The following is a 19,813-nucleotide window of genomic DNA, read 5'->3' as shown; positions in this document are numbered from 1 at the left end:
CGTATTATCCCAGATCGGCCATCAGCACCTTTGAACGACGCTGATAGTTGTACATCTCTTTCTTTGTTTCCGGCAGAGAATCGATATCCACCGGCGTGAACCCGCGCTCCTGGAACCAGTGAATGCTGCGCGTCGTCAGGACGAACAGCTTGCTCAGCCCCATCTGGCGCGCCTGCGCCGCCACGCGCTCAAGCAGCATTTCACCGCGTGAAGAGCTACGGTAATCAGGATGCACCGCCACGCAGGCCATTTCACCGATCTTCTCTTCCGGGAACGGATAGAGCGCGGCGCAGGCGATGGTCAGGTTATCGCGCTGAATAATGGTGAATTTGTCGATCTCCATCTCCAGCTGCTCGCGTGAACGACGCACCAGGATACCCTGCTGTTCCAGCGGGCGGATCAGTTCCAGAATACCGCCGATATCGTTGATGGTGGCGCGGCGGATCTGCTCCGCGCTCTCCATGACAATCTGCGTACCAATACCGTCGCGGGAGAACAACTCCTGCAGCAGGGCGCCATCTTCCTGATAGCTGATCAGGTGGCTGCGGCGCACGCCGCTGCGGCAGGCCTTCACGGCGCCACGCAGGAAGCGGACGGTGCCGGAGTGGTAATCGCCTTCGGCTTCCAGCGCTTCCACGCGGGCCTGGGCTTCGTTCGGGAAGAGTTCCGGTACGATTGTTCCTTCATCGTTCACGACGCCCTGGGAGGAGCAGAACCCAATCATTTTTTCAGCCTTCAGCTTGATTGCCAGCTGCGTGGCAATCTCCTCGGACGTCAGGTTAAAGCTTTCGCCAGTCACGGAAACGGCGACCGGGCCCATCAGCACGATGGCACCGCTGTCCAGCTGGCGGTGAATAGCTTCTTCATCAATACGACGAATGCGACCGCTGTGGCAGTAATCCACGCCATCGTCCACGCCGAGCGGCTGGGCAATGATAAAGTTGCCGCTCACGACGTTGATATGCGCGCCCTGCAGCGGCGTGTTGTTCAGGCTCATGGACAGGCGAGCGGTAATATCCAGCTGCAGCAGACCTGCCGCCTGTTTCACTAGCTCAAGGGTTTTAGCATCCGTGACGCGGGTATGTTTGTGGTAAATCGGCTCGTGGTGATGAGCGGCCAGGTTGGCGTCGATCTGCGGACGGGCGCCATAAACCACCACCAGGCGGATCCCGAGGCTGTGCAGCAGGCCAATGTCATTGACGATGCTGGAAAAATTTTCATGCTCAATGGCTTCGCCGCCAAGCATGATGACAAACGTTTTTCCCCGATGGGCGTTGATATAGGGAACAGAATGGCGGAATCCCTGGACCAGTTCGGTTCTACGTTCCTTCACCATGGCACAACCCTTAATGAATGTTTATTCGTAATTTATGTATTTTTATTCGATTGTGACCGCGTGTGCAAGCGCAAATTTTCCACGACCCACAGAATTTGGTAAGTAATCCGTGCGTTAGCGTATGATTGTTTACCCTTTTATAGATGACAGTTTATGCGTCATTCGTTAAAGTTTTCGGTCAATCTGGACATTTTGTATATCAGTCAGTGTTCTTGCTCGGGAGAAGCATGTCGGGATCCAATTCAGCAATAAGCCGCCGCCGTTTGTTAAAAGGGGCCGGGGCAATGTGGTTGCTTAGCGTCAGTCAGGTCGGTCTTGCCGCAACCAGTCAGGTGGTAGCGGTGCGCGTCTGGCCATCGTCGACCTATACGCGCGTGACGGTCGAATCCAATCGCGTGCTGAAATATAAGCAATTTGCCCTCAGCAACCCGGAACGCGTGGTGGTGGATCTCGAAGGCGTTAACCTCAACTCCGTGCTGAAAGGGATGGCGGCGCAGATCCGCGGCGACGATCCGTTTATTAAATCGGCGCGCGTCGGGCAGTTCGACCCGCAAACCGTGCGCATGGTGTTTGAGCTTAAGCAGAACGTGAAGCCGCAGCTGTTCGCCCTGGCGCCCGTCGCGACGTTTAAAGAGCGTTTGGTGATGGATCTTTACCCGGCGAATGCGACGGATATTCAGGATCCGCTTCTCGCCCTGCTGGAGGATTACAACAAAGGCGATCTTCAGCGTCAGGTGCCGCCCGCGCAAAGTGGTCCGCAGCCGGGGAAAGCAGGGCGCGATCGTCCGATTGTGATCATGCTCGATCCTGGCCATGGCGGCGAAGACTCCGGCGCGGTGGGAAAATACCGTACGCGTGAAAAAGACGTGGTGCTGCAAATTGCCCGTCGCCTGAAGGCGTTGATTGATAAAGAAGGCAATATGCGCGCCTATATGACGCGCAATGAAGATATCTTTATTCCGCTTAAGGTCCGGGTGGCGAAAGCGCAGAAGCAGCGCGCAGATTTGTTCGTCTCAATTCATGCGGATGCGTTTACCAGCCGTCAGCCAAGCGGCTCGTCGGTGTTTGCGCTCTCAACCAAAGGCGCGACCAGTACCGCCGCGAGATACCTTGCGGACACCCAGAACGCCTCGGACCTGATTGGTGGCGTAAGCAAAAGCGGCGATCGCTACGTCGACCACACCATGTTCGATATGGTGCAGTCGCTGACCATTAACGACAGCCTGAAGTTTGGTAAAGCGGTGCTGGGCAAGCTGGGGAACATCAATAAGCTGCATAAGAACAGCGTTGAACAGGCCGGATTTGCGGTACTCAAGGCGCCGGATATTCCGTCCATCCTGGTTGAAACCGCGTTTATCAGTAACGTGGAAGAGGAGCGTAAGCTCAAGACCGCAAAATTCCAGCAGGAGGTTGCGGAGTCGATTCTGGCAGGGATTCGTGCGTATTTCTCTGACGGGGCGACGCTGGCGCGGCGCGGATAACGCTCTCAGCCGGGTAGACGCCCGGCAAATTCACAAACGACAGATACAAAAAAACACCCTTCAGGGTGTTTATTGTTTTAGAAGTGTTGGTTGCGGGGGCCGGATTTGAACCGACGACCTTCGGGTTATGAGCCCGACGAGCTACCAGGCTGCTCCACCCCGCGTCCGTCTTTCTACTCTTGTAGAAACTTACTTCTTCAAATTTGATTGGTTGCGGGGGCCGGATTTGAACCGACGACCTTCGGGTTATGAGCCCGACGAGCTACCAGGCTGCTCCACCCCGCGTCCGTCTTTCTACTGGTCGTAGAAGATACTTCATCAAATTTTAATTGGTTGCGGGGGCCGGATTTGAACCGACGACCTTCGGGTTATGAGCCCGACGAGCTACCAGGCTGCTCCACCCCGCGTCCGTGGATGCGCACTATACTCGGATAGACTTGTGATGCAACCCCTTTTTCACATTTATCATGATTTTGTATGTAAATTGAACGACATGGCGTTGTTTGGACTATTTTTTGCGCAAAATTTGCCAAAGGGCATGCGATCGCATTTCATTAGCCCTGGCGGTTTGTTATCTTCATCACGCGGAAATGGGCAACTTAAAGACGAGATATAATGAAAGGACGTTGGGCGAAGTATCTGATGACGGGCGCAATGGTAGCGATTCTTGCGGCCTGTTCTTCCAAACCGACCGATCGCGGTCAACAGTATAAAGACGGGAAGTTATCCCAGCCTTTCTCTTTAGTTAATCAGCCTGATGCTGTCGGCGCACCGATTAATGCCGGTGATTTCTCCGAGCAGGTCTACCAGATCCGCAACGCGTCGCCGCGTCTGTATGGCGCCCAGAGTAGCGTGTATAACGCGGTCCAGGACTGGCTTAAAGCAGGCGGCGATACGCGCAATATGCGCCAGTTTGGTATCGACGCCTGGCAGATGGAAGGGGCCGATAACTACGGCAACGTCCAGTTTACCGGCTATTACACCCCAGTTATCCAGGCACGACACTCGCGTCAGGGCGAGTTCCAGTATCCTATCTACCGTATGCCGCCAAAACGCGGTCGCCTCCCGTCGCGCGCCGAGATCTACGCCGGTGCGCTGAGCGAAAACTACGTTCTGGCCTACAGCAACTCCCTGATGGATAACTTCATCATGGACGTTCAGGGCAGCGGCTACATCGATTTTGGCGACGGTTCGCCACTTAACTTCTTCAGCTATTCCGGTAAAAACGGCCATGCCTATCGCAGTATCGGCAAGGTGCTGATCGACCGCGGCGAAGTGAAGAAAGAAGATATGTCGATGCAGGCGATCCGCGAATGGGGCGAGAAGCACAGCGAGGCCGAGGTGCGCGAGCTGCTGGAGCAGAACCCGTCGTTCGTCTTCTTCAAACCGCAAAACTTCGCGCCGGTGAAAGGGGCGAGCGCAGTTCCGCTGATTGGCCGCGCGTCGGTAGCATCCGATCGTTCGATTATTCCTGCAGGCACCACGCTGCTTGCTGAGGTCCCGCTGCTGGACAACAACGGCAAGTTCAACGGCCAGTATGAGCTGCGTCTGATGGTGGCGCTGGACGTCGGCGGGGCGATTAAAGGCCAGCACTTCGACATCTATCAGGGCATTGGCCCTGACGCAGGCCATCGCGCGGGCTGGTATAATCACTACGGACGCGTGTGGGTACTGAAGGCGGCACCAGGTGCCGGAAACGTATTCAGCGGCTGATCGTGGTATTCTGAGCGCAATACGGATTACTGTTCAGGGTGAGGATAACCTCACCCTTTTTACATCTGAGGTTTTATGTCTGTGGTAATCAGCGACGCCTGGCGCCAGCGTTTTGGCGGGACGGCACGTTTATATGGTGAAAAAGCCCTGCAGCTGTTTGCGGATGCGCATGTCTGCGTCGTGGGCATTGGTGGTGTGGGGTCGTGGGCGGCAGAAGCGCTGGCGAGAACCGGTATTGGCGCAATCACGCTGATAGACATGGATGACGTTTGCGTCACCAACACCAACCGTCAAATCCACGCCCTGCGTGATAACGTTGGTCTGGCGAAGTCTGAGGTCATGGCGGAGCGTATCCGCCTGATCAACCCGGAATGTCAGGTCACGGTGATCGACGACTTTGTGACGGCAGATAACGTCGCGGAGTATATGAGCAAAGGCTACAGCTATGTGATTGACGCCATCGACAGCGTGCGGCCAAAAGCGGCGCTGATCGCCTACTGTCGTCGTTACAAGGTTCCCCTGGTGACGACGGGCGGCGCGGGTGGGCAAATCGACCCTACGCAGATCCAGGTAGCCGATCTGGCGAAAACCATTCAGGATCCGCTGGCGGCTAAGCTGCGTGAGCGCCTGAAGAGCGACTTTAACGTGGTGAAGAACAGCAAAGGCAAGCTGGGCGTTGACTGCGTGTTCTCGACCGAAGCGCTGGTTTACCCGCAGGCGGACGGCTCCGTGTGCGCGATGAAAAGCACGGCGGAAGGACCAAAGAGGATGGATTGTGCCTCAGGCTTTGGCGCGGCCACGATGGTGACCGCTTCCTTTGGCTTTGTGGCGGTGTCACACGCCCTGAAGAAGATGATGGCGAAAGCGGAGCGTCAGGCCTGAGCCTGGCGTGCGGCGTCGTGCACGGCTTCGCTTAGCGCGATCAGCCCCTGACCGCGCGAGGCGCTGAGCTGCGCGCGCAGCCCAAGCTCATCAAATAACGCCAGCGGCGAATGCGCCAGCAGTTCCGCCGCGCTTTTCCCTTCCACAGCGGTCAACAATACGGCCAGCAGGCCCCGGACTATGCGGCCTTCGCTGTCGCCGAAGAAGTGCAGCTTTTCGCCGGAGACGCTCACGCCCAGCCAGACTCGATTCTCACAGCCCGCAATCTCTTTCGCCTGCGCTTTGAGATCGTCTGAAAGGGCAGGGAGCTGTTTACCCAGCAGGATCAGCTGTCGATATTTATCTTCCCACTGCTGGAGCGGGGCGAAGGTCTGTTTCAAGGTCTCTTCTGTGATGACGGTGCCAAACGGGTGTCCGGCTAAAGCAGCGCTAGTCATTAATCCACCAGTATTTCAAGGGCGCGGTCAACGGCGGCAACCAGCGCGTCGACATCGCTTTGGGTATTATACGGCGCAAACGAGGCGCGCAGCGTACCGTTAACGCCAAGCGCCGCAAGCAGCGGCTGGGCGCAGTGCTGTCCGGCACGCAGGGCAATGCCGTATCCGGCCAGCAGCGTCACCATGTCGCTGTGATGTACGCCCGCAAAATCAAAGGCGAGCAGGCTTGAGTCCTGAACGCGGAACGAGCGGAAGCCCGGGCGCTTTTTGAGTTCTTCCTCTGCCAGCGTCGCTAGACCCCGGCTCCAGCTTTCAGCCTGGACAATGTCGGTTTCAACCAGCCACTCCAGCGCCGCGCTTAAGCCAATCACCCCCGCCACGTTCGGCGTACCGGCTTCCAGACGATAGGGAACATCCTGAGTTTTGAAGCCATCGAACGACACTTCGGTAATCATTTTGCCGCCACCAAGCCACGGCGTCATTTTTGCCAGCAGTTCTTGCTTGCCGTACAGTGCCCCTATACCGGTTGGACCGTATAGCTTATGTCCCGAGAAGGCATAGAAGTCGATATCAAGCGCCTGCACATCAGCGGGGAAGTGCACCACGCCCTGAGCGCCGTCAACCATCACCACCATCCCGCTGGCATGGGCTATGCGAATGGCCTGAGCCAGATCCGGGCAACCTCCCGTGACGTTCGACATCTGTCCGAGCGCCAGAATGCGGCTGCGGGAGGTAATCAGCTCGGGGAGACGGGCTACATCGGGCAGAAGGTCTGCACCCAGCGGAAGCTTCACCACGCGTGCGCCCGTCTGCTCGGCCACCATCAGCCACGGCACCAGGTTGGCGTGATGTTCCGCCTCGCTGACGACGATCTCATCGCCCGGCTGAAGCAGCGGGCGCGCGTAGCACTGGGCCACCATGTTGATGGCCTCGGTCGTGCCGCGCGTCCAGACGATGTTTTTCCCGCTTTCGGCATTGATCAGGCGAGCGACCTGATCGCGTGCCGCTTCATAGCGCGCGGTTAACCGCTGCGCTTCGGCAAACTGGCTGCGATGCACGTTCCCGGCGCTCAGGCTGTAGAACTGCTGAGTGGCCTCAATCACAGCCTGGGGCTTAAGGGCGGTGGCGGCGCTATCCAGATAAATACCGGCATCGGCCAGGGCCGGAAACTGTGCGCGGAACTGCGCAGGGCTGAAAGCGTTCATGGGATTCCTCATTTCAATATAGCGATCGTCGCGCAATTTCAGCTGCAGGGCAAGGAGGTTGATATCTATCAGAATTGTCTGCTTATCCTGATGACCTCAAAAAAGCAGGTTATGCTAAATAGTGTTAGGCGGATGTTTTAGCCTGTTATAAATCGAGGTTTGAATAGCATTAATTGCTAAAGGAGAATAATCATGAATAAGACAGCTGCAATCATTTCTGCCTGTGCGTTTACTTTTGCCCTGAGCGCCTGTTCTGGTAATAACTACGTGATGCACACCAACGATGGTCGTTCTATCGTTTCGGAAGGGAAACCGACTACCGATAATGATACCGGGATGATTTCGTACAAAGATGCTAACGGGAACAAGCAGCAGATCAACCGCACGGACGTGAAAGAGATGAAAGAGATCGAGCATTAACAGATCGCAAGCGAAAAAAAAGCACCGCAAATTGGCGGTGCTACATTAATCACTATGGACAGACAGGGTAAATGTACAGGAAGTGAAAAATTGGTAGCGTTGCTACCGTGGTCTGAATCGCAGACCAATTGCAAACACAACAACACAACATCACAACCGTAAGCCAAAAGCCCTTCAGAACACGCATTCCGAAAAAAGCTCTTCGTTCCGGCTCAGGAAGTGCCGCCACTATAGGTATTTGCTGGTAGTTCCTCAACGGACAAATTATAATGGCTCAGATAAAAAAAACTAATAGGTTAAACGTTGTTTCCTGTTTGTTAAAATCCGTTAACATCTAAGCCAGATAACCATGTCAAAGCGATTGCCACCTCTTAATGCATTACGTGTTTTTGATGCAGCAGCACGTCACCTGAGCTTTACCCGCGCAGCAGATGAGCTTTTTGTGACACAGGCCGCAGTAAGTCACCAAATCAAGTCTCTGGAGGATTTTCTGGGCCTTAAGCTGTTTCGTCGACGCAACCGTTCGTTGCTGTTGACCGAAGAGGGGCAGAGCTATTTTCAGGATATTAAAGAGATTTTTTCCCAGCTTACGGAAGCCACGCGTAAGCTACAGGCTCGCAGTGCAAAAGGGGCCCTGACTGTCAGTTTATTGCCCAGTTTTGCGATTCAATGGCTGGTGCCCAGACTCTCAAGCTTTAACTCAGCTTATCCGGGAATCGACGTTCGAATCCAGGCGGTAGATCGTCAGGAGGACAAGCTGGCCGATGACGTGGATGTCGCCATTTTTTATGGTCGCGGTAACTGGCCGGGCTTGCGTGTTGAGAAATTATACGCAGAATATCTCCTGCCGGTCTGTTCTCCCCTGCTGTTAACGGGCGACAAGGCGCTGAAGTCTCCCGCTGATCTGGCGCAGCATACGCTTTTGCATGATGCCTCTCGCCGCGACTGGCAAACTTATACCCGTCAATTAGGTCTTACTCATATAAACGTGCAGCAGGGACCCATCTTTAGCCACAGTGCGATGGTGTTACAGGCTGCCATTCACGGACAGGGCGTGGCGTTGGCGAACAACGTCATGGCGCAGTCTGAAATTGAGGCAGGCCGCCTGGTCTGCCCTTTTAATGATGTACTGGTCAGCAAGAATGCGTTTTATCTGGTTTGTCATGACAGTCAGGCAGAACTGGGTAAAATAGCCGCCTTCCGGCAGTGGATACTGGCGAAAGCGGCAACCGAGCAAGAAAAATTCCGCTTCAGGTATGAACAATAACGTTTGTGTGCCGGGCACGCATCAACTCAGGACTTAAACATGACCAGCCGATTCATGCTGATTTTTGCCGCGGTGAGTGGCTTTATTTTTGTTGCACTGGGCGCCTTTGGCGCACATGTATTAAGCAAGTCTTTGGGCGCTGTAGAGATGGGCTGGATCCAGACCGGCCTTGAATATCAGGCATTCCACACGCTGGCTATTTTTGGGCTGGCGGTGGCGATGCAGCGTCGTATCAGTATCTGGTTTTACTGGAGCAGCGTGTTTATGGCGCTGGGTACCGTGTTATTCAGCGGTAGCCTGTACTGCCTTGCGCTCTCACATCTGCGCCTGTGGGCGTTCGTTACACCCGTCGGTGGCTTCAGCTTCCTGGCGGGTTGGGTATTAATGTTTATCGGAGCTATCCGTCTGAAACGCAAGGGCGTTGTTCATGAATAAGGTTGTTTTATATTGTCGCCCGGGGTTTGAGAAAGAGTGCGCCGCGGAAATTACCGATAAAGCGGCGAAGCGCGAAGTCTTCGGCTTTGCCCGCGTAAAAGAGAACGCGGGCTATGTGGTATTCGAGTGCTACCAGCCCGAAGACGCAGACAAGCTGGCACGCGAGCTGCCGTTCAGCTCGCTGATCTTTGCTCGCCAGATGTTTGTTGCGGGTGAGCTGCTGAAGGATCTTCCGCCGGAAGACCGCATCACGCCAATTGTCGGCATGCTGCAGGGCGTGGTGGAAAAGGGCGGCGATCTGCGCGTTGAAGTGGCGGATACCAACGAAAGTAAAGAGCTGATGAAGTTCTGCCGTAAGTTCACCGTGCCGCTGCGTGCGGCGCTGCGTGATGCGGGCGTGCTGACGAACTACGAAACGCCGAAGCGTCCGGTGGTGCATATCTTCTTTATCGCACCGGGCTGCTGCTATGCAGGCTATTCGTACACCACCAACAACTCTCCCTTCTTTATGGGAATCCCGCGTTTGCGCTTCCCGGCCGATGCGCCAAGCCGTTCCACGCTCAAGCTGGAAGAGGCGTTCCACGTCTTTATCCCGGCGGATGAGTGGGATGAGCGTCTGGCAAACGGTATGTACGCCGTCGACCTTGGCGCATGCCCGGGCGGCTGGACCTATCAGCTGGTGAAACGCAACATGTGGGTATCGTCCGTTGATAACGGCCCAATGGCGCAAAGCCTGATGGACACCGGGCAGGTCACCTGGCTGCGTGAAGACGGTTTCCGCTATCGCCCGAACCGTAACAACATCTCGTGGATGGTGTGCGATATGGTTGAGAAGCCGGCAAAAGTCGCCGCGCTGATGGCCTCCTGGCTTGTCAACGGCTGGTGTCGTGAGACCATTTTCAACCTCAAGCTGCCCATGAAAAAGCGCTATGAGGAAGTGTCGCAGAACCTGGCCTACATTCAGGAGCAGATGGATGAACACGGTATTAACGTGGAGATCCAGGCGCGTCAGCTGTATCACGACCGCGAAGAGGTGACGGTGCACATTCGTCGCTGGTGGGCTGCGGTCGGCGGACGTCGCGACGAGCGATAGTACGTGCTTTGTTTTGCCCGGTGGCGCTGCGCTTACCGGGCAAAAAAACTGTGTAGTGGTTTTAACGTTCTAAACGCAGCTGCTGTAAATTCCCGTCGAGCTGTAAATCCGTCTGTAGCGTTGCGATTTCCCGGCAGATAAACGCCATCTCTTTATGCGCCTCCAGCTTCTTGCGCCACTTTTCCGGCACCTCATCCAGACGGGCGTAAATCCCTTCCAGACTCTGAAAATCGGCCAGCAGCTGCGCGGCGCTTTTCGGCCCAATACCGGCGACACCCGGAACCTTAGAGCTGCTGATGCCTGCCAGCCCCCAGTAATCCGGCAGTTGTCCGGGCGAGACGCCGAACTCGCCGGCAATAAACGGCGCGTCCAGCCAGCGTTTTTGAAAATAGTCGCGAATGCGGATAGTTGGGGAGAGCAGCTGACAGTAGCCTTTGTCAGTTGAAACGATAGTGGCCTGATGCCCGGCGCTGGCTACCTTTACGGCCAGAGTGGCCGCGAGATCGTCGGCTTCATTGCCCTGTGCGCCCCAGCAGGGGACGCCCCGCTGTTCAAATGCAGCGCGCAGCATGGGCAATTCAGCGTGAAGATCGTCCGGCATCGGTGCGCGTCCGGCTTTGTAGTCGGGCAAACGCTGGTGTCGCCAGCCCGTGTTGCGGTCTTCGTCATCAAAAACCGCGACCGCATGGGTGGGCTCGCTGTGGCGGATAAGCTGTTCCAGCGCGTGCAGGCAGGTGTCTTTACAAGGCGTCCCCTGTACCGCATGGATACGGCGAATCAGGTTTAGTGCATCGACGATAAGTAAATGAACGGCCACAGATAATCTCCCTTCTATCTCATACGTGAAGGGTAACACTGTCAGCAGCGTGAAACTATGAATGGTGGGGAAAACAGGAAGAAGCCTCGCAAAACGAGGCTTCCTGAGAGGCTTAATCGCAGGTTACGATCTTCATCGCCAGGCCGCCGCGAGAGGTTTCGCGGTATTTGGCGTTCATATCTTTACCGGTTTCGTACATGGTTTCGATAACCTTATCGAGACAGACGCGAGGCTCGCTGGTGCGGCGCAGCGCCATTCGCGCCGCGTTAACCGCCTTCACGGAGGCAATCGCGTTACGCTCGATGCACGGCACCTGTACCTGGCCGGCAACCGGGTCACAGGTCAGCCCCAGGTTGTGTTCCATACCGATTTCCGCAGCGATGCACACCTGCGCCGGGCTTGCGCCCAAGAGTTCCGCCAGACCCGCCGCCGCCATAGAGCACGCCACGCCGACTTCACCCTGACAGCCCACTTCCGCACCGGAAATAGACGCGTTCATCTTATACAGAGAACCAATCGCACTGGCCACCAGCAGGTAGCGCGCCAGTGAGTTCGCGTTCACTTCACGGATAAACTTGTCGTAGTACGCCAGCACCGCCGGAACGATACCGCAGGCGCCGTTAGTCGGCGCGGTGACCACGCGGCCTCCTGCGGCGTTCTCTTCGTTTACCGCCAGGGCGAACATGTTGATCCAGTCCACCACGGCCATCGGGTCCGTTGTCGTTTTGTCGGTGCTCACCAGCATACGGCGCAGCGCAGCAGCACGACGCGGCACGCGAAGCTTGCCCGGCAGAACGCCTTCGGTGGTGATCCCGCGCTCAATACCGCCGCGCATCACTTCCCAAACGTTTGTGAAGTGCTGTTCGAGCTCCTCTTTGCTGTGAAGTGCCAGCTCGTTTTTCATCATCAGGCCGGAGAGGGAAAGGCCCGTCTCCTGGCAGTGGCGCTGGAGGTCTGCCGCCGTTTTGTACGGATACGGCACCTCGACAGAGGAAGTACTGGTTTGACCAAAGTGGTCTTCGTCGACGATAAAGCCGCCGCCGATAGAGTAATAAGTCTGGCTGTATACCGCTTTTTCGCCGGCCAGCGCGGTAATGCGCATGCCGTTTTCGTGCAGCGACAGGTTGTCCGCATGGAAATTCATGCAATGGTCAACCGGGAATTCAACCTCGTGCTCGCCGTTCGCCAGCAGCAGGCGCCCGTGGGTATTAACGTCCTGGATGAAACCAGGGATCGCATCAATATCAACGGTATCCGGCAGGTTTCCCGCCAGGCCCATGATAATGGCGATATCGGTATGGTGGCCTTTCCCGGTCAGGGAAAGCGATCCGTACACATCTACAACCACGCGCGTAATGTCGTGCAAGATGCCGCGTGCAATCAAGTCATCCGTGAACTGCTTACCGGCTTTCATCGGTCCGACGGTATGAGAGCTGGAAGGACCAATACCGATTTTGAAGATATCGAATACGCTAATCATGATGCGTCCATTGCTTTCAGTCAGAGAGGGAGGAGTGCGCCGTCCGAAAACGGCGCGGGTGGTAATCAGAACATGGTATACAGGGAGTAGAAGATCGCAGAGATTGCGATAAGACCCATGATAACCACAAACACGTTGCTCACATGACCGCTGTACTTACGCATAGCAGGGACTTTCTGAATCGCGTACATCGGCATCAGGAACAGAATCATCGCGATGACCGGGCCGCCCAGGGTTTCAATCATGCCCAGGATGCTTGGGTTCAGGGTCGCTACTGCCCAGGTGGTGAGCAGCATGAACAGCGCGGTGATTTTGTTCAGCTTGTTGATTTCAATGCTCTTGCCTTTACCGCGCAGAGATTTAATCACCATACCGTTGAAGCCTTCACGTGCGCCGAGGTAGTGGCCCAGGAAGGATTTGGTGATGGCGATAATCGCGATGATCGGTGCCATCCACGCAATCAGCGGTGCGTTAAAGTGGTTCGCCAGGTAAGACAGGATAGAGATGTTCTGCTCTTTCGCTGCAGCCAGGTCTGCCGGGGAGAGGCTCAGTACGCAGCTGAAGACGAAGAACATAACGGTCAGAACCATCATGATGTGAGCGCGTGCCAGGATGCTGGAGCACTTCTTCTCTGCGCCGTTACCGTACTCTTCACGTTTCGCAACGGCGAAGGAAGAGATGATTGGAGAGTGGTTGAAGGAGAAGACCATTACCGGAATCGCCAGCCAGAGGGTCATCAGCAGGCCGTTACCGGTCGCCGATGCGCTGCTCAGGGACAGGGTTTCCAGCGCTGCACCGTTCCACTGTGGGATCAGGTAGCAGGCCAGCAGCATCAGTGCAGCCACAAACGGGAACACCAGCACGCTCATCGCCTTCACAATCATCTGCTCACCGAAGCGCACGATGGTCATCATGCCGACAATCAGGATTAGAGACAGGATGGCACGTGGAGGCGGTGTCATGTGCAGCTGGTGCAGCATGAAGCTTTCAACGGTGTTGGTAATCGCCACGCTGTAAACCAGCAGGATAGGGTAAATCGCGAAGAAGTAGAGCAGGGTAATCAGCTTACCTGCACCCACTCCGAAATGCTCTTCAACCACTTCAGTGATGTCTTCGCCCGGGTTTTTACCGGACAGCACGAAGCGGGTCAAACCGCGGTGTGCAAAGAAGGTCATCGGGAAAGCAATGATAGCCATAATGATCAGCGGAATCAGACCGCCGACGCCTGCGTTGATAGGAAGGAACAGTACACCAGCGCCGATTGCCGTGCCGTAAAGGCCAAGCATCCACATGGTATCCGTTTTGCGCCAACCACTTCGGGATTCAATCGAAGCAACGGTGCTGGTTTGAGTGGTTTCCATCTATATCTCCTGGAGGAAGCGAATTGTCAGGTTTTTAGTCAAATCCGATGAAAAAGTGCCTGACGGTAATATGAAATTCGTTCAGTGACGGTTTTTTAATAATTTTTGCCCGTAACTATTGGCGGGCGGAAAGATACATTCTAGTTATGAATCTATCAGTGATCCTGATCCCAAATGCAATAATCCACTTATGATGTGGGCATCTTTAGACCATTTATCTGTTAAAAAAACACCAAAGAGAATTTACGGGCGCGAAGGCTACCACCAACGACATGTGAGCTGAAAGACTGACCCGTGATATAGGTGTCTTTAGCTGTAAAGAAAGGGGTTTTTAGTATTTTCTGACGGGTAATTTAGATTAAGGCTGATAATTTACGGTTGAGAAAACAAGGTAATCGTTTGCGTTTGTGCATAGTTTGTTAAAGACATAAGTGATTCGTATGAATTACATCGGGAATAAAAAAAAGCCGGGACGCGCAACAGGGCGACCCGGCTTTGATGAGATATCGCTAAGCGTTATGTGCAGATTTCGTAGCAAGGAATATAGGCTGAGCCTGGCAGCTTCATGCGGTGCTGGGCGACAAAGCCCTGCAGCATGTCGTCCATGCGGCGCATCATCTCCGGGTCACCGTGGATCTTGTACGGACCGTACTGTTCAATGGCGCGGATGCCCATCTCTTTCACGTTGCCCGCGACAATACCGGAGAAGGCGCGACGCAGATCGGCAGCCAGGACTTCCACCGGCTGGTCCGGGTAGAGTTTCAGGTTCGCCATATTTTCGTGAGTTGGCTCGAACGGGATCTGCAGGTCTGGCGCAATACGGATTGACCAGTTAAAGCTGTACGCATCGCCGGTATCGCGACGGTTCTCCTTCACCAGCGGCATCGCTTTTTTCATCTGGCGCGCCACTTCCGCGGCATCGTCAATGATGATGCGATAGTGACGACGTGCGGCTTCACCCAGCGTGTGCACGATAAACTCGTCCAGCACGCGGAAGTAGTCGGCGCTCTCTTTTGGCCCGGTCAGGATCAGCGGCAGAACCTGATCCTTGTTGGCGGGGTTCATCAGAATACCCAGCAGATAGAGCAGCTCTTCCGCTGTCCCCACGCCGCCCGGGAAGATGATAATGCCGTGGGCGATACGGACAAACGCTTCAAGACGCTTCTCAATATCCGGCATGATAATCAGCTCATTAACCAGCGGGTTAGGTGGCTCAGCGGCGATGATGGACGGTTCGGTCATGCCGATAAAGCGTCCCTCTTTATAACGCTGTTGCGCATGCCCAACCGCCGCTCCTTTCATTGGTGCTTCCATCGCACCCGGACCGCAGCCGGTACAGATATTCAGCTCACGCAGGCCGAGTTGCGTTCCAACCCGACGGGCATAAAGGTATTCGGTTTCGTTAATGGAGTGGCCGCCCCAGCAGACAACCATGTTCGGCGCTTCGCCAACGTGCAGGGCACGGGCGTTACGCAAAATGGAGAACACCAGGTTGGTGATATGGACCGAGCTTTCCAGATCGAGATGCTGGAAACGACCTGCGTTGTGGATCTGCCCGTTAACAAACAGGATGTCACGCAGCACGGCAAACAGGTTAGCCTGAAGTGAACGAATGATACGCCCGTCAACAAAGGCCTCTTCCGGCGGGTTGATGACTTCAAGCTTCACGCCACGCTCGCGGCGAAGCACGTTGATATCAAAGCTTTCGAAGCGGGACAGCAGTTCTTTACTGTTATCTGTCAGGCTTCCGGAGTTCAGTACGGCAAGTGAACAGTTACGAAACAGTTGATAAAGATCGCTGCTGGCCGTGCGCTTAAGCATGTCCACTTCCAGCTGCGACAACATATCCATTGAGCCAAGCGGGCTAATATGTGTAATCAAGTGAGCTCCTTACGGGACGATTATCGTCTTTCCCTGTTGATTACAATAGCCCTGGCGCGTGACGTTTCACAACCTAAAGCGCGGAAGATACCGCGCATATTGTGAAAATATTTATATTATTGACGCACCAGCCGTCCGGTCGCCGGCACAAAATCGGTGTTGGTGCGCCACGGGTTGATGTCCAGACCGCCGCGGCGGGTATAGCGCGCATAAACGCTCAGTTTTTCTGGCTGGCAGAAGCGCTGAATATCGCTAAAGATGCGCTCCACGCACTGCTCGTGGAATTCGTTGTGATGTCGGAATGACACTAGGTAGCGCAGCAATTTTTCCCGGTCAATTTTCGGGCCGCGGTACTGGATCTGCACCGAGCCCCAGTCCGGCTGGTGGGTGATCAGGCAGTTGGATTTCAGCAGATGGCTGACCAGCGTCTCTTCGACCACCTTGCCACTCGCCGCGTTTTCGAGGTAATCGGCGCTAAATTCATAATTCTCCACCTCAATATCCTGATCGTCGATGCAGGTTCCGTTGAAGTGGGCGACTGGCTGCCCTTCCAGCTCGTGCAGGCGATACAATGAAACGCTCACCTTTCCCTGCGCGCAGGCGCTTAAATCACGTTCCAGCGTGTGCTGAACGTCGTCCCAGCTGTTAAATTTTGTCTGGTTAAAGCTGTTGAGATAGAGCTTAAAGCTTTTAGACTCGACGAGATTAACGCTGGCATAGTCCAGCTCAACGTGACCCACCGCCACCTGCGGCAGGCCGCGTGAGTTGAGCCACGAGAGTTCGTACAGCGTCCAGATATCGCCACCCACGAACGGCAGCGCGTCTGCGTGCAGACCCAGAGGATCGCGGTTCAGGCTGCGCGGAACGCCCTGCAGCAGGCTTGCATCGTAGGTATCGCGGTAATCGGTCGATTTACCCAGCGTTAAGCCGGTTAACGCCTGATGATTTTCGTAAGACATGTTTCATAGCCACTTTACAGGTACACTTATGGCCTGAGTTTATCCTGTCTGACAAGAAGAGAGAAATCGGTGGACATCGAAACTGTAAATGCCCTCACTACCTTTACGACCCGCTACTGCGACGCATGGCATGAAAAGCAGGGCACGTGGCCGCAAAGTTCTGATTTATATGGCGTACCTTCACCGTGTATTATCTCTTCGCTCGACGATTACGTTATCTGGCAACCAAAACCTTTTGACGGCGAGCAAAATGTAAATGCGGTTGAGCGGGCAATGGACATTGTGGTACAACCAGCGGTTCACGCATTTTATACCGCGCAGTTCGCAGGGGATATGCCCGCGCGCTTTGCCGATATGACGCTGACGCTGTTGCAGACCTGGAGCGAAGACGATCTGCAGCGTGTTCAGGAAAACCTGATTGGTCATCTTGTCACGCAAAAACGCCTTAAGCTTTCTCCGACGCTCTTTATTGCCACGCTGGACAGCGAGCTCGACGTTATCTCCGTCTGTAACCTGTCAGGTGAAGTGATTAAAGAGACTATCGGTACCCGCAATCGCGAGACTCTCGCCCCCTCTCTTGCGGATTTCCTCACCCGCCTTGAGCCACTTCTGTAATCCCTGATGCTATAACGCGTGTGAGAGATCTCTTACAACGTTTGTGAGAGATCGCTGGAACATTCAGTATTACCTCATTAAATTCAGATTAATATCACTCTATTTTTCAATGAATTAGTTGTTCTGCCTATTATTTTTAGGGAGTCCTCGCGTCTTACAACGCTGGCTGAGTGGGTTGTAAGACGAAGCGGAATAGCGGATTCTATCTCCGTCGACAGGAAGCCGACACGAGAAACGAACATCAGGATGATGGCGTTTCTCACTCAGGACTCGTCAGGATGGCGCTGCAGGAAGGCTTCAGGATGAAGCGAAGCGGATAACGCAAGATGCGTAAGGGACACCTCCAGGAAGGAGAACGAGAACCGGTCAGGATGGTCGGTGGGTCAGGAAGGCCAGGACGTTTCAGGATGAAACAAACACGTCAGGAAGATGTGTGCACGATGCGAAGGTAGACGGATGACCAGGCCTTCGGGCTTCAGGAAAAGTTGTCACGGATGAGCAGGGAGCACGAATTGTAGCTGGAATGCTGCGGAACGAACCGGGAGCACTGTTTTTACAGTGCTCCCTTTTTTTATTTCTGCCTTCCGCAATGCTATGCTGCGCGCCGTTCACTTTTTCAGTTGAGGTTACTATGACGCAACACGATAGCGTTCGTGCTCAGTTGCACGCCATCGAAGCCCTTTTGCGCCAACATCAGCTGTGGCAGGAGACTGCGCCGCAGCCAGAAGCGTTCGCGAGCACCCAGCCTTTCTGCCTGGATACGCTGGCCCCGTTTGAGTGGCTGCAGTGGGTGTTAATTCCGCGGATGCACGCCCTGCTTGAGGGCGGTCACCCGCTGCCGCAGGCGTTTGCTGTCTCTCCCTATTATGAAATGGCGCTCGAAGCGACGCACCCTGCGCGCGACGTCATGCTGGTGGAACTGGAAAAACTGGATTCCCTGTTTGCCGGTGAAGATGCATGACGCTTGAGATCCTCTATCAGGATGAGTGGCTGGTGGCGGTGAATAAACCGTCTGGCTGGCTGGTGCACCGCAGCTGGCTCGATCGTGATGAGAAAGTGGTGGTGATGCAGACCGTTCGCGATCAGATTGGTCAGCATGTTTTTACCGCCCATCGTCTCGACAGGCCAACTTCCGGCGTGCTGCTGATGGGGCTTTCCAGCGAGGCGGGGCGTCTGCTGGCGCAGCAGTTTGAACAACATCAGATCCAGAAGCGCTACCACGCGATCGTGCGGGGCTGGCTGACCGAGTCCGCCACGCTGGACTACCCGCTTGTGGAGGAGCTGGACAAAATCGCCGATAAATTTGCCCGCGATGACAAAGGCCCGCAGCCCGCCGTGACGGATTATCGCGCCATGGCGACGACCGAAATGCCGGTGGCCACCAGCAAATTTCCGACCACACGCTACAGCCTGGTTGAGCTTCTGCCCAAAACCGGGCGTAAGCACCAGCTGCGACGCCATCTTGCGCATCTGCGCCACCCGATTATTGGCGACAGCAAACACGGTGATTTACGCCAGAACCGCAGCGCGGCCGAACACTTTGGCTGCCATCGTCTGATGCTGCACGCAAGTGAGCTCAGCCTGACGCACCCGTTTACCGGCGAGCCGCTGACTATCCGCGCGGGGCTGGACGACGTCTGGATGCAGGCGCTGTCACAGTTTGGCTGGCTGGGACAACTCCCCGAAAATGAAAGGGTTGAGTTTGTATCGGGCAACGTTCAGGATGAACAGTAAACGCATTCAATATGGGAAAATAGCATGGCTGAAGTAGGCATTTTTGTCGGCACAATGTACGGCAACTCGCTGCTGGTAGCGGAAGAGGCTGAGGCAATACTCGCCAGCCAGGGCCATAAAGCCACGGTCTATGAAGATCCGGAGCTGGCGGACTGGGAAAAGTATAAAGATAAATACATTCTGGTGGTGACCTCCACTACCGGGCAGGGCGACCTGCCGGACAGCATCGTGCCGCTGTTCCAGGGCATTAAAGACCAGCTTGGCTATCAGCCAGATGTTCACTACGGCATCATCGCCCTCGGCGACAGCTCTTACGCTAACTTCTGCGGCGGCGGCAAGCAGTTCGATGCGCTCCTTCAGGAACAGAGCGCCCAGCGCGTCGGCGAGATGCTGCTGATTGACGCGGGTGAGCACCCGGAGCCAGAAAGCGAATCAAACCCGTGGGTCGAACACTGGGCAACGCTGCTTAAATAGTTCTCCAGGCCGGGTAAGGCTTAACCGCCACCCGGCAACGAAGCCGCACCAAATCCTCAATTCCGTGAAGCATCTTCCACTGCTTTGGGCTTATGCCATAAACAACCTCTCATAGATCCTTTAATACTGTGTTTCTGCACGGTGAGGTGATGAGGCACTCCTTCATATACTTTTCCGGTCACTATAAAACGGCGTCAGGCCGTACCAAAACGACAAAAACCAA

19 protein-coding genes and 3 tRNA genes are annotated in these 19,813 nt (G+C 55.1%); 11 read left to right on the top strand and 11 right to left on the bottom strand.

Annotation, left to right across the window (positions count from 1 at the left end):
• Window positions 1–4: 4 nt before the first annotated feature.
• A complete protein-coding gene (gene argA / locus KGP22_RS17995; protein ID WP_008499655.1) occupies window positions 5–1,336 on the bottom strand; it encodes an amino-acid N-acetyltransferase in 1,332 nt (443 codons plus the stop codon).
• 227 nt (window positions 1,337–1,563) lie between these two features.
• Here argA and amiC point away from each other — a divergent pair, with 227 nt between their 5' ends.
• Window positions 1,564–2,817, top strand: a complete 1,254-nt coding sequence (amiC, locus tag KGP22_RS17990; RefSeq protein WP_023309036.1) for an N-acetylmuramoyl-L-alanine amidase AmiC — start codon at window positions 1,564–1,566, stop codon at window positions 2,815–2,817.
• Between the two features lie 87 nt (window positions 2,818–2,904).
• Here the strand turns inward: amiC and KGP22_RS17985 are convergent.
• From KGP22_RS17985 to KGP22_RS17975, 3 genes are all read right to left on the bottom strand, one after another.
• A tRNA-Met gene (locus tag KGP22_RS17985) sits at window positions 2,905–2,981 on the bottom strand.
• A 44-nt stretch (window positions 2,982–3,025) separates the two neighbouring features.
• Window positions 3,026–3,102: transfer RNA gene (locus KGP22_RS17980), tRNA-Met, on the bottom strand.
• Between the two features lie 45 nt (window positions 3,103–3,147).
• Window positions 3,148–3,224: transfer RNA gene (locus tag KGP22_RS17975), tRNA-Met, on the bottom strand.
• Between the two features lie 208 nt (window positions 3,225–3,432).
• Between KGP22_RS17975 and mltA the strand changes: the two genes are divergently transcribed.
• Both mltA and tcdA read left to right on the top strand, forming a co-directional pair.
• Complete coding sequence (gene mltA, locus KGP22_RS17970) at window positions 3,433–4,530, top strand: murein transglycosylase A (RefSeq protein WP_111965423.1); 1,098 nt, start codon at window positions 3,433–3,435, stop codon at window positions 4,528–4,530.
• Between the two features lie 75 nt (window positions 4,531–4,605).
• On the top strand, window positions 4,606–5,412 hold the full coding sequence (gene tcdA, locus KGP22_RS17965) for a tRNA cyclic N6-threonylcarbamoyladenosine(37) synthase TcdA (protein ID WP_003862764.1): 807 nt from the start codon (window positions 4,606–4,608) through the stop codon (window positions 5,410–5,412).
• Here tcdA and csdE read toward each other — a convergent pair.
• Both csdE and csdA read right to left on the bottom strand, forming a co-directional pair.
• A complete protein-coding gene (csdE, locus tag KGP22_RS17960) occupies window positions 5,403–5,849 on the bottom strand; it encodes a cysteine desulfurase sulfur acceptor subunit CsdE (protein ID WP_223580437.1) in 447 nt (148 codons plus the stop codon). The genes tcdA and csdE overlap by 10 nt on opposite strands.
• A complete protein-coding gene (gene csdA, locus KGP22_RS17955; protein WP_223580435.1) occupies window positions 5,849–7,054 on the bottom strand; it encodes a cysteine desulfurase CsdA in 1,206 nt (401 codons plus the stop codon). Before csdA ends, csdE begins: the two co-directional genes overlap by 1 nt.
• A gap of 192 nt (window positions 7,055–7,246) precedes the next feature.
• Between csdA and KGP22_RS17950 the strand changes: the two genes are divergently transcribed.
• The 4 genes from KGP22_RS17950 (at window position 7,247) to rlmM (ending at window position 10,269) form a co-directional block, all read left to right on the top strand.
• Entirely contained in the window at window positions 7,247–7,474 is a 228-nt protein-coding gene (locus KGP22_RS17950) for a YgdI/YgdR family lipoprotein (RefSeq protein ID WP_008499648.1), read from the top strand.
• A gap of 349 nt (window positions 7,475–7,823) precedes the next feature.
• Window positions 7,824–8,741 (top strand): glycine cleavage system transcriptional regulator GcvA, encoded by a 918-nt coding sequence (gcvA, locus tag KGP22_RS17945; RefSeq protein ID WP_032643156.1) that lies wholly within the window; start codon window positions 7,824–7,826, stop codon window positions 8,739–8,741.
• Window positions 8,742–8,780: 39 nt separating this feature from the next.
• Complete coding sequence (locus tag KGP22_RS17940; protein WP_023309031.1) at window positions 8,781–9,176, top strand: DUF423 domain-containing protein; 396 nt, start codon at window positions 8,781–8,783, stop codon at window positions 9,174–9,176.
• Entirely contained in the window at window positions 9,169–10,269 is a 1,101-nt protein-coding gene (gene rlmM / locus KGP22_RS17935) for a 23S rRNA (cytidine(2498)-2'-O)-methyltransferase RlmM (RefSeq protein ID WP_111965427.1), read from the top strand. Before KGP22_RS17940 ends, rlmM begins: the two co-directional genes overlap by 8 nt.
• A 61-nt stretch (window positions 10,270–10,330) precedes the next feature.
• Here the strand turns inward: rlmM and xni are convergent, their stop codons facing one another.
• From xni to queF, 5 genes are all read right to left on the bottom strand, one after another.
• Window positions 10,331–11,086, bottom strand: coding sequence for a flap endonuclease Xni (gene xni, locus KGP22_RS17930; protein ID WP_149366623.1), 756 nt, complete (start codon window positions 11,084–11,086; stop codon window positions 10,331–10,333).
• A gap of 112 nt (window positions 11,087–11,198) precedes the next feature.
• Window positions 11,199–12,566 carry an L-serine ammonia-lyase gene (locus KGP22_RS17925; RefSeq protein WP_111965429.1) on the bottom strand — a complete coding sequence of 456 codons (1,368 nt, stop codon included), beginning with the start codon at window positions 12,564–12,566 and terminating at the stop codon, window positions 11,199–11,201.
• Window positions 12,567–12,631: 65 nt separating this feature from the next.
• Window positions 12,632–13,927, bottom strand: a complete 1,296-nt coding sequence (locus KGP22_RS17920; RefSeq protein WP_111965430.1) for an HAAAP family serine/threonine permease — start codon at window positions 13,925–13,927, stop codon at window positions 12,632–12,634.
• Window positions 13,928–14,443: 516 nt separating this feature from the next.
• Window positions 14,444–15,808: a nucleotide 5'-monophosphate nucleosidase PpnN gene (ppnN, locus tag KGP22_RS17915; RefSeq protein ID WP_023309027.1), complete on the bottom strand. Its 1,365-nt coding sequence runs from the start codon at window positions 15,806–15,808 to the stop codon at window positions 14,444–14,446.
• 116 nt (window positions 15,809–15,924) lie between these two features.
• A complete protein-coding gene (gene queF / locus KGP22_RS17910) occupies window positions 15,925–16,767 on the bottom strand; it encodes an NADPH-dependent 7-cyano-7-deazaguanine reductase QueF (protein WP_149366625.1) in 843 nt (280 codons plus the stop codon).
• Between the two features lie 69 nt (window positions 16,768–16,836).
• On the opposite strand from queF, the gene syd reads away from it, so the two are divergent.
• The 4 genes from syd to KGP22_RS17890 all read left to right on the top strand — a co-directional run bounded on the left by syd (window position 16,837) and on the right by KGP22_RS17890 (window position 19,590).
• On the top strand, window positions 16,837–17,382 hold the full coding sequence (syd, locus tag KGP22_RS17905) for a SecY-interacting protein (protein ID WP_149366626.1): 546 nt from the start codon (window positions 16,837–16,839) through the stop codon (window positions 17,380–17,382).
• Between the two features lie 631 nt (window positions 17,383–18,013).
• A complete protein-coding gene (locus tag KGP22_RS17900) occupies window positions 18,014–18,343 on the top strand; it encodes a YqcC family protein (RefSeq protein WP_047173524.1) in 330 nt (109 codons plus the stop codon).
• Entirely contained in the window at window positions 18,340–19,116 is a 777-nt protein-coding gene (truC, locus tag KGP22_RS17895; RefSeq protein WP_111965433.1) for a tRNA pseudouridine(65) synthase TruC, read from the top strand. Before KGP22_RS17900 ends, truC begins: the two co-directional genes overlap by 4 nt.
• 24 nt (window positions 19,117–19,140) lie before the next feature.
• A complete protein-coding gene (locus KGP22_RS17890; RefSeq protein ID WP_029741558.1) occupies window positions 19,141–19,590 on the top strand; it encodes a flavodoxin in 450 nt (149 codons plus the stop codon).
• Window positions 19,591–19,813: the final 223 nt, after the last annotated feature.

The organism is Enterobacter sp. JBIWA005 (assembly GCF_019968805.1).
GTDB lineage: Bacteria > Pseudomonadota > Gammaproteobacteria > Enterobacterales > Enterobacteriaceae > Enterobacter > Enterobacter vonholyi.
This window is presented reverse-complemented; position numbering and strand designations above follow the sequence as displayed.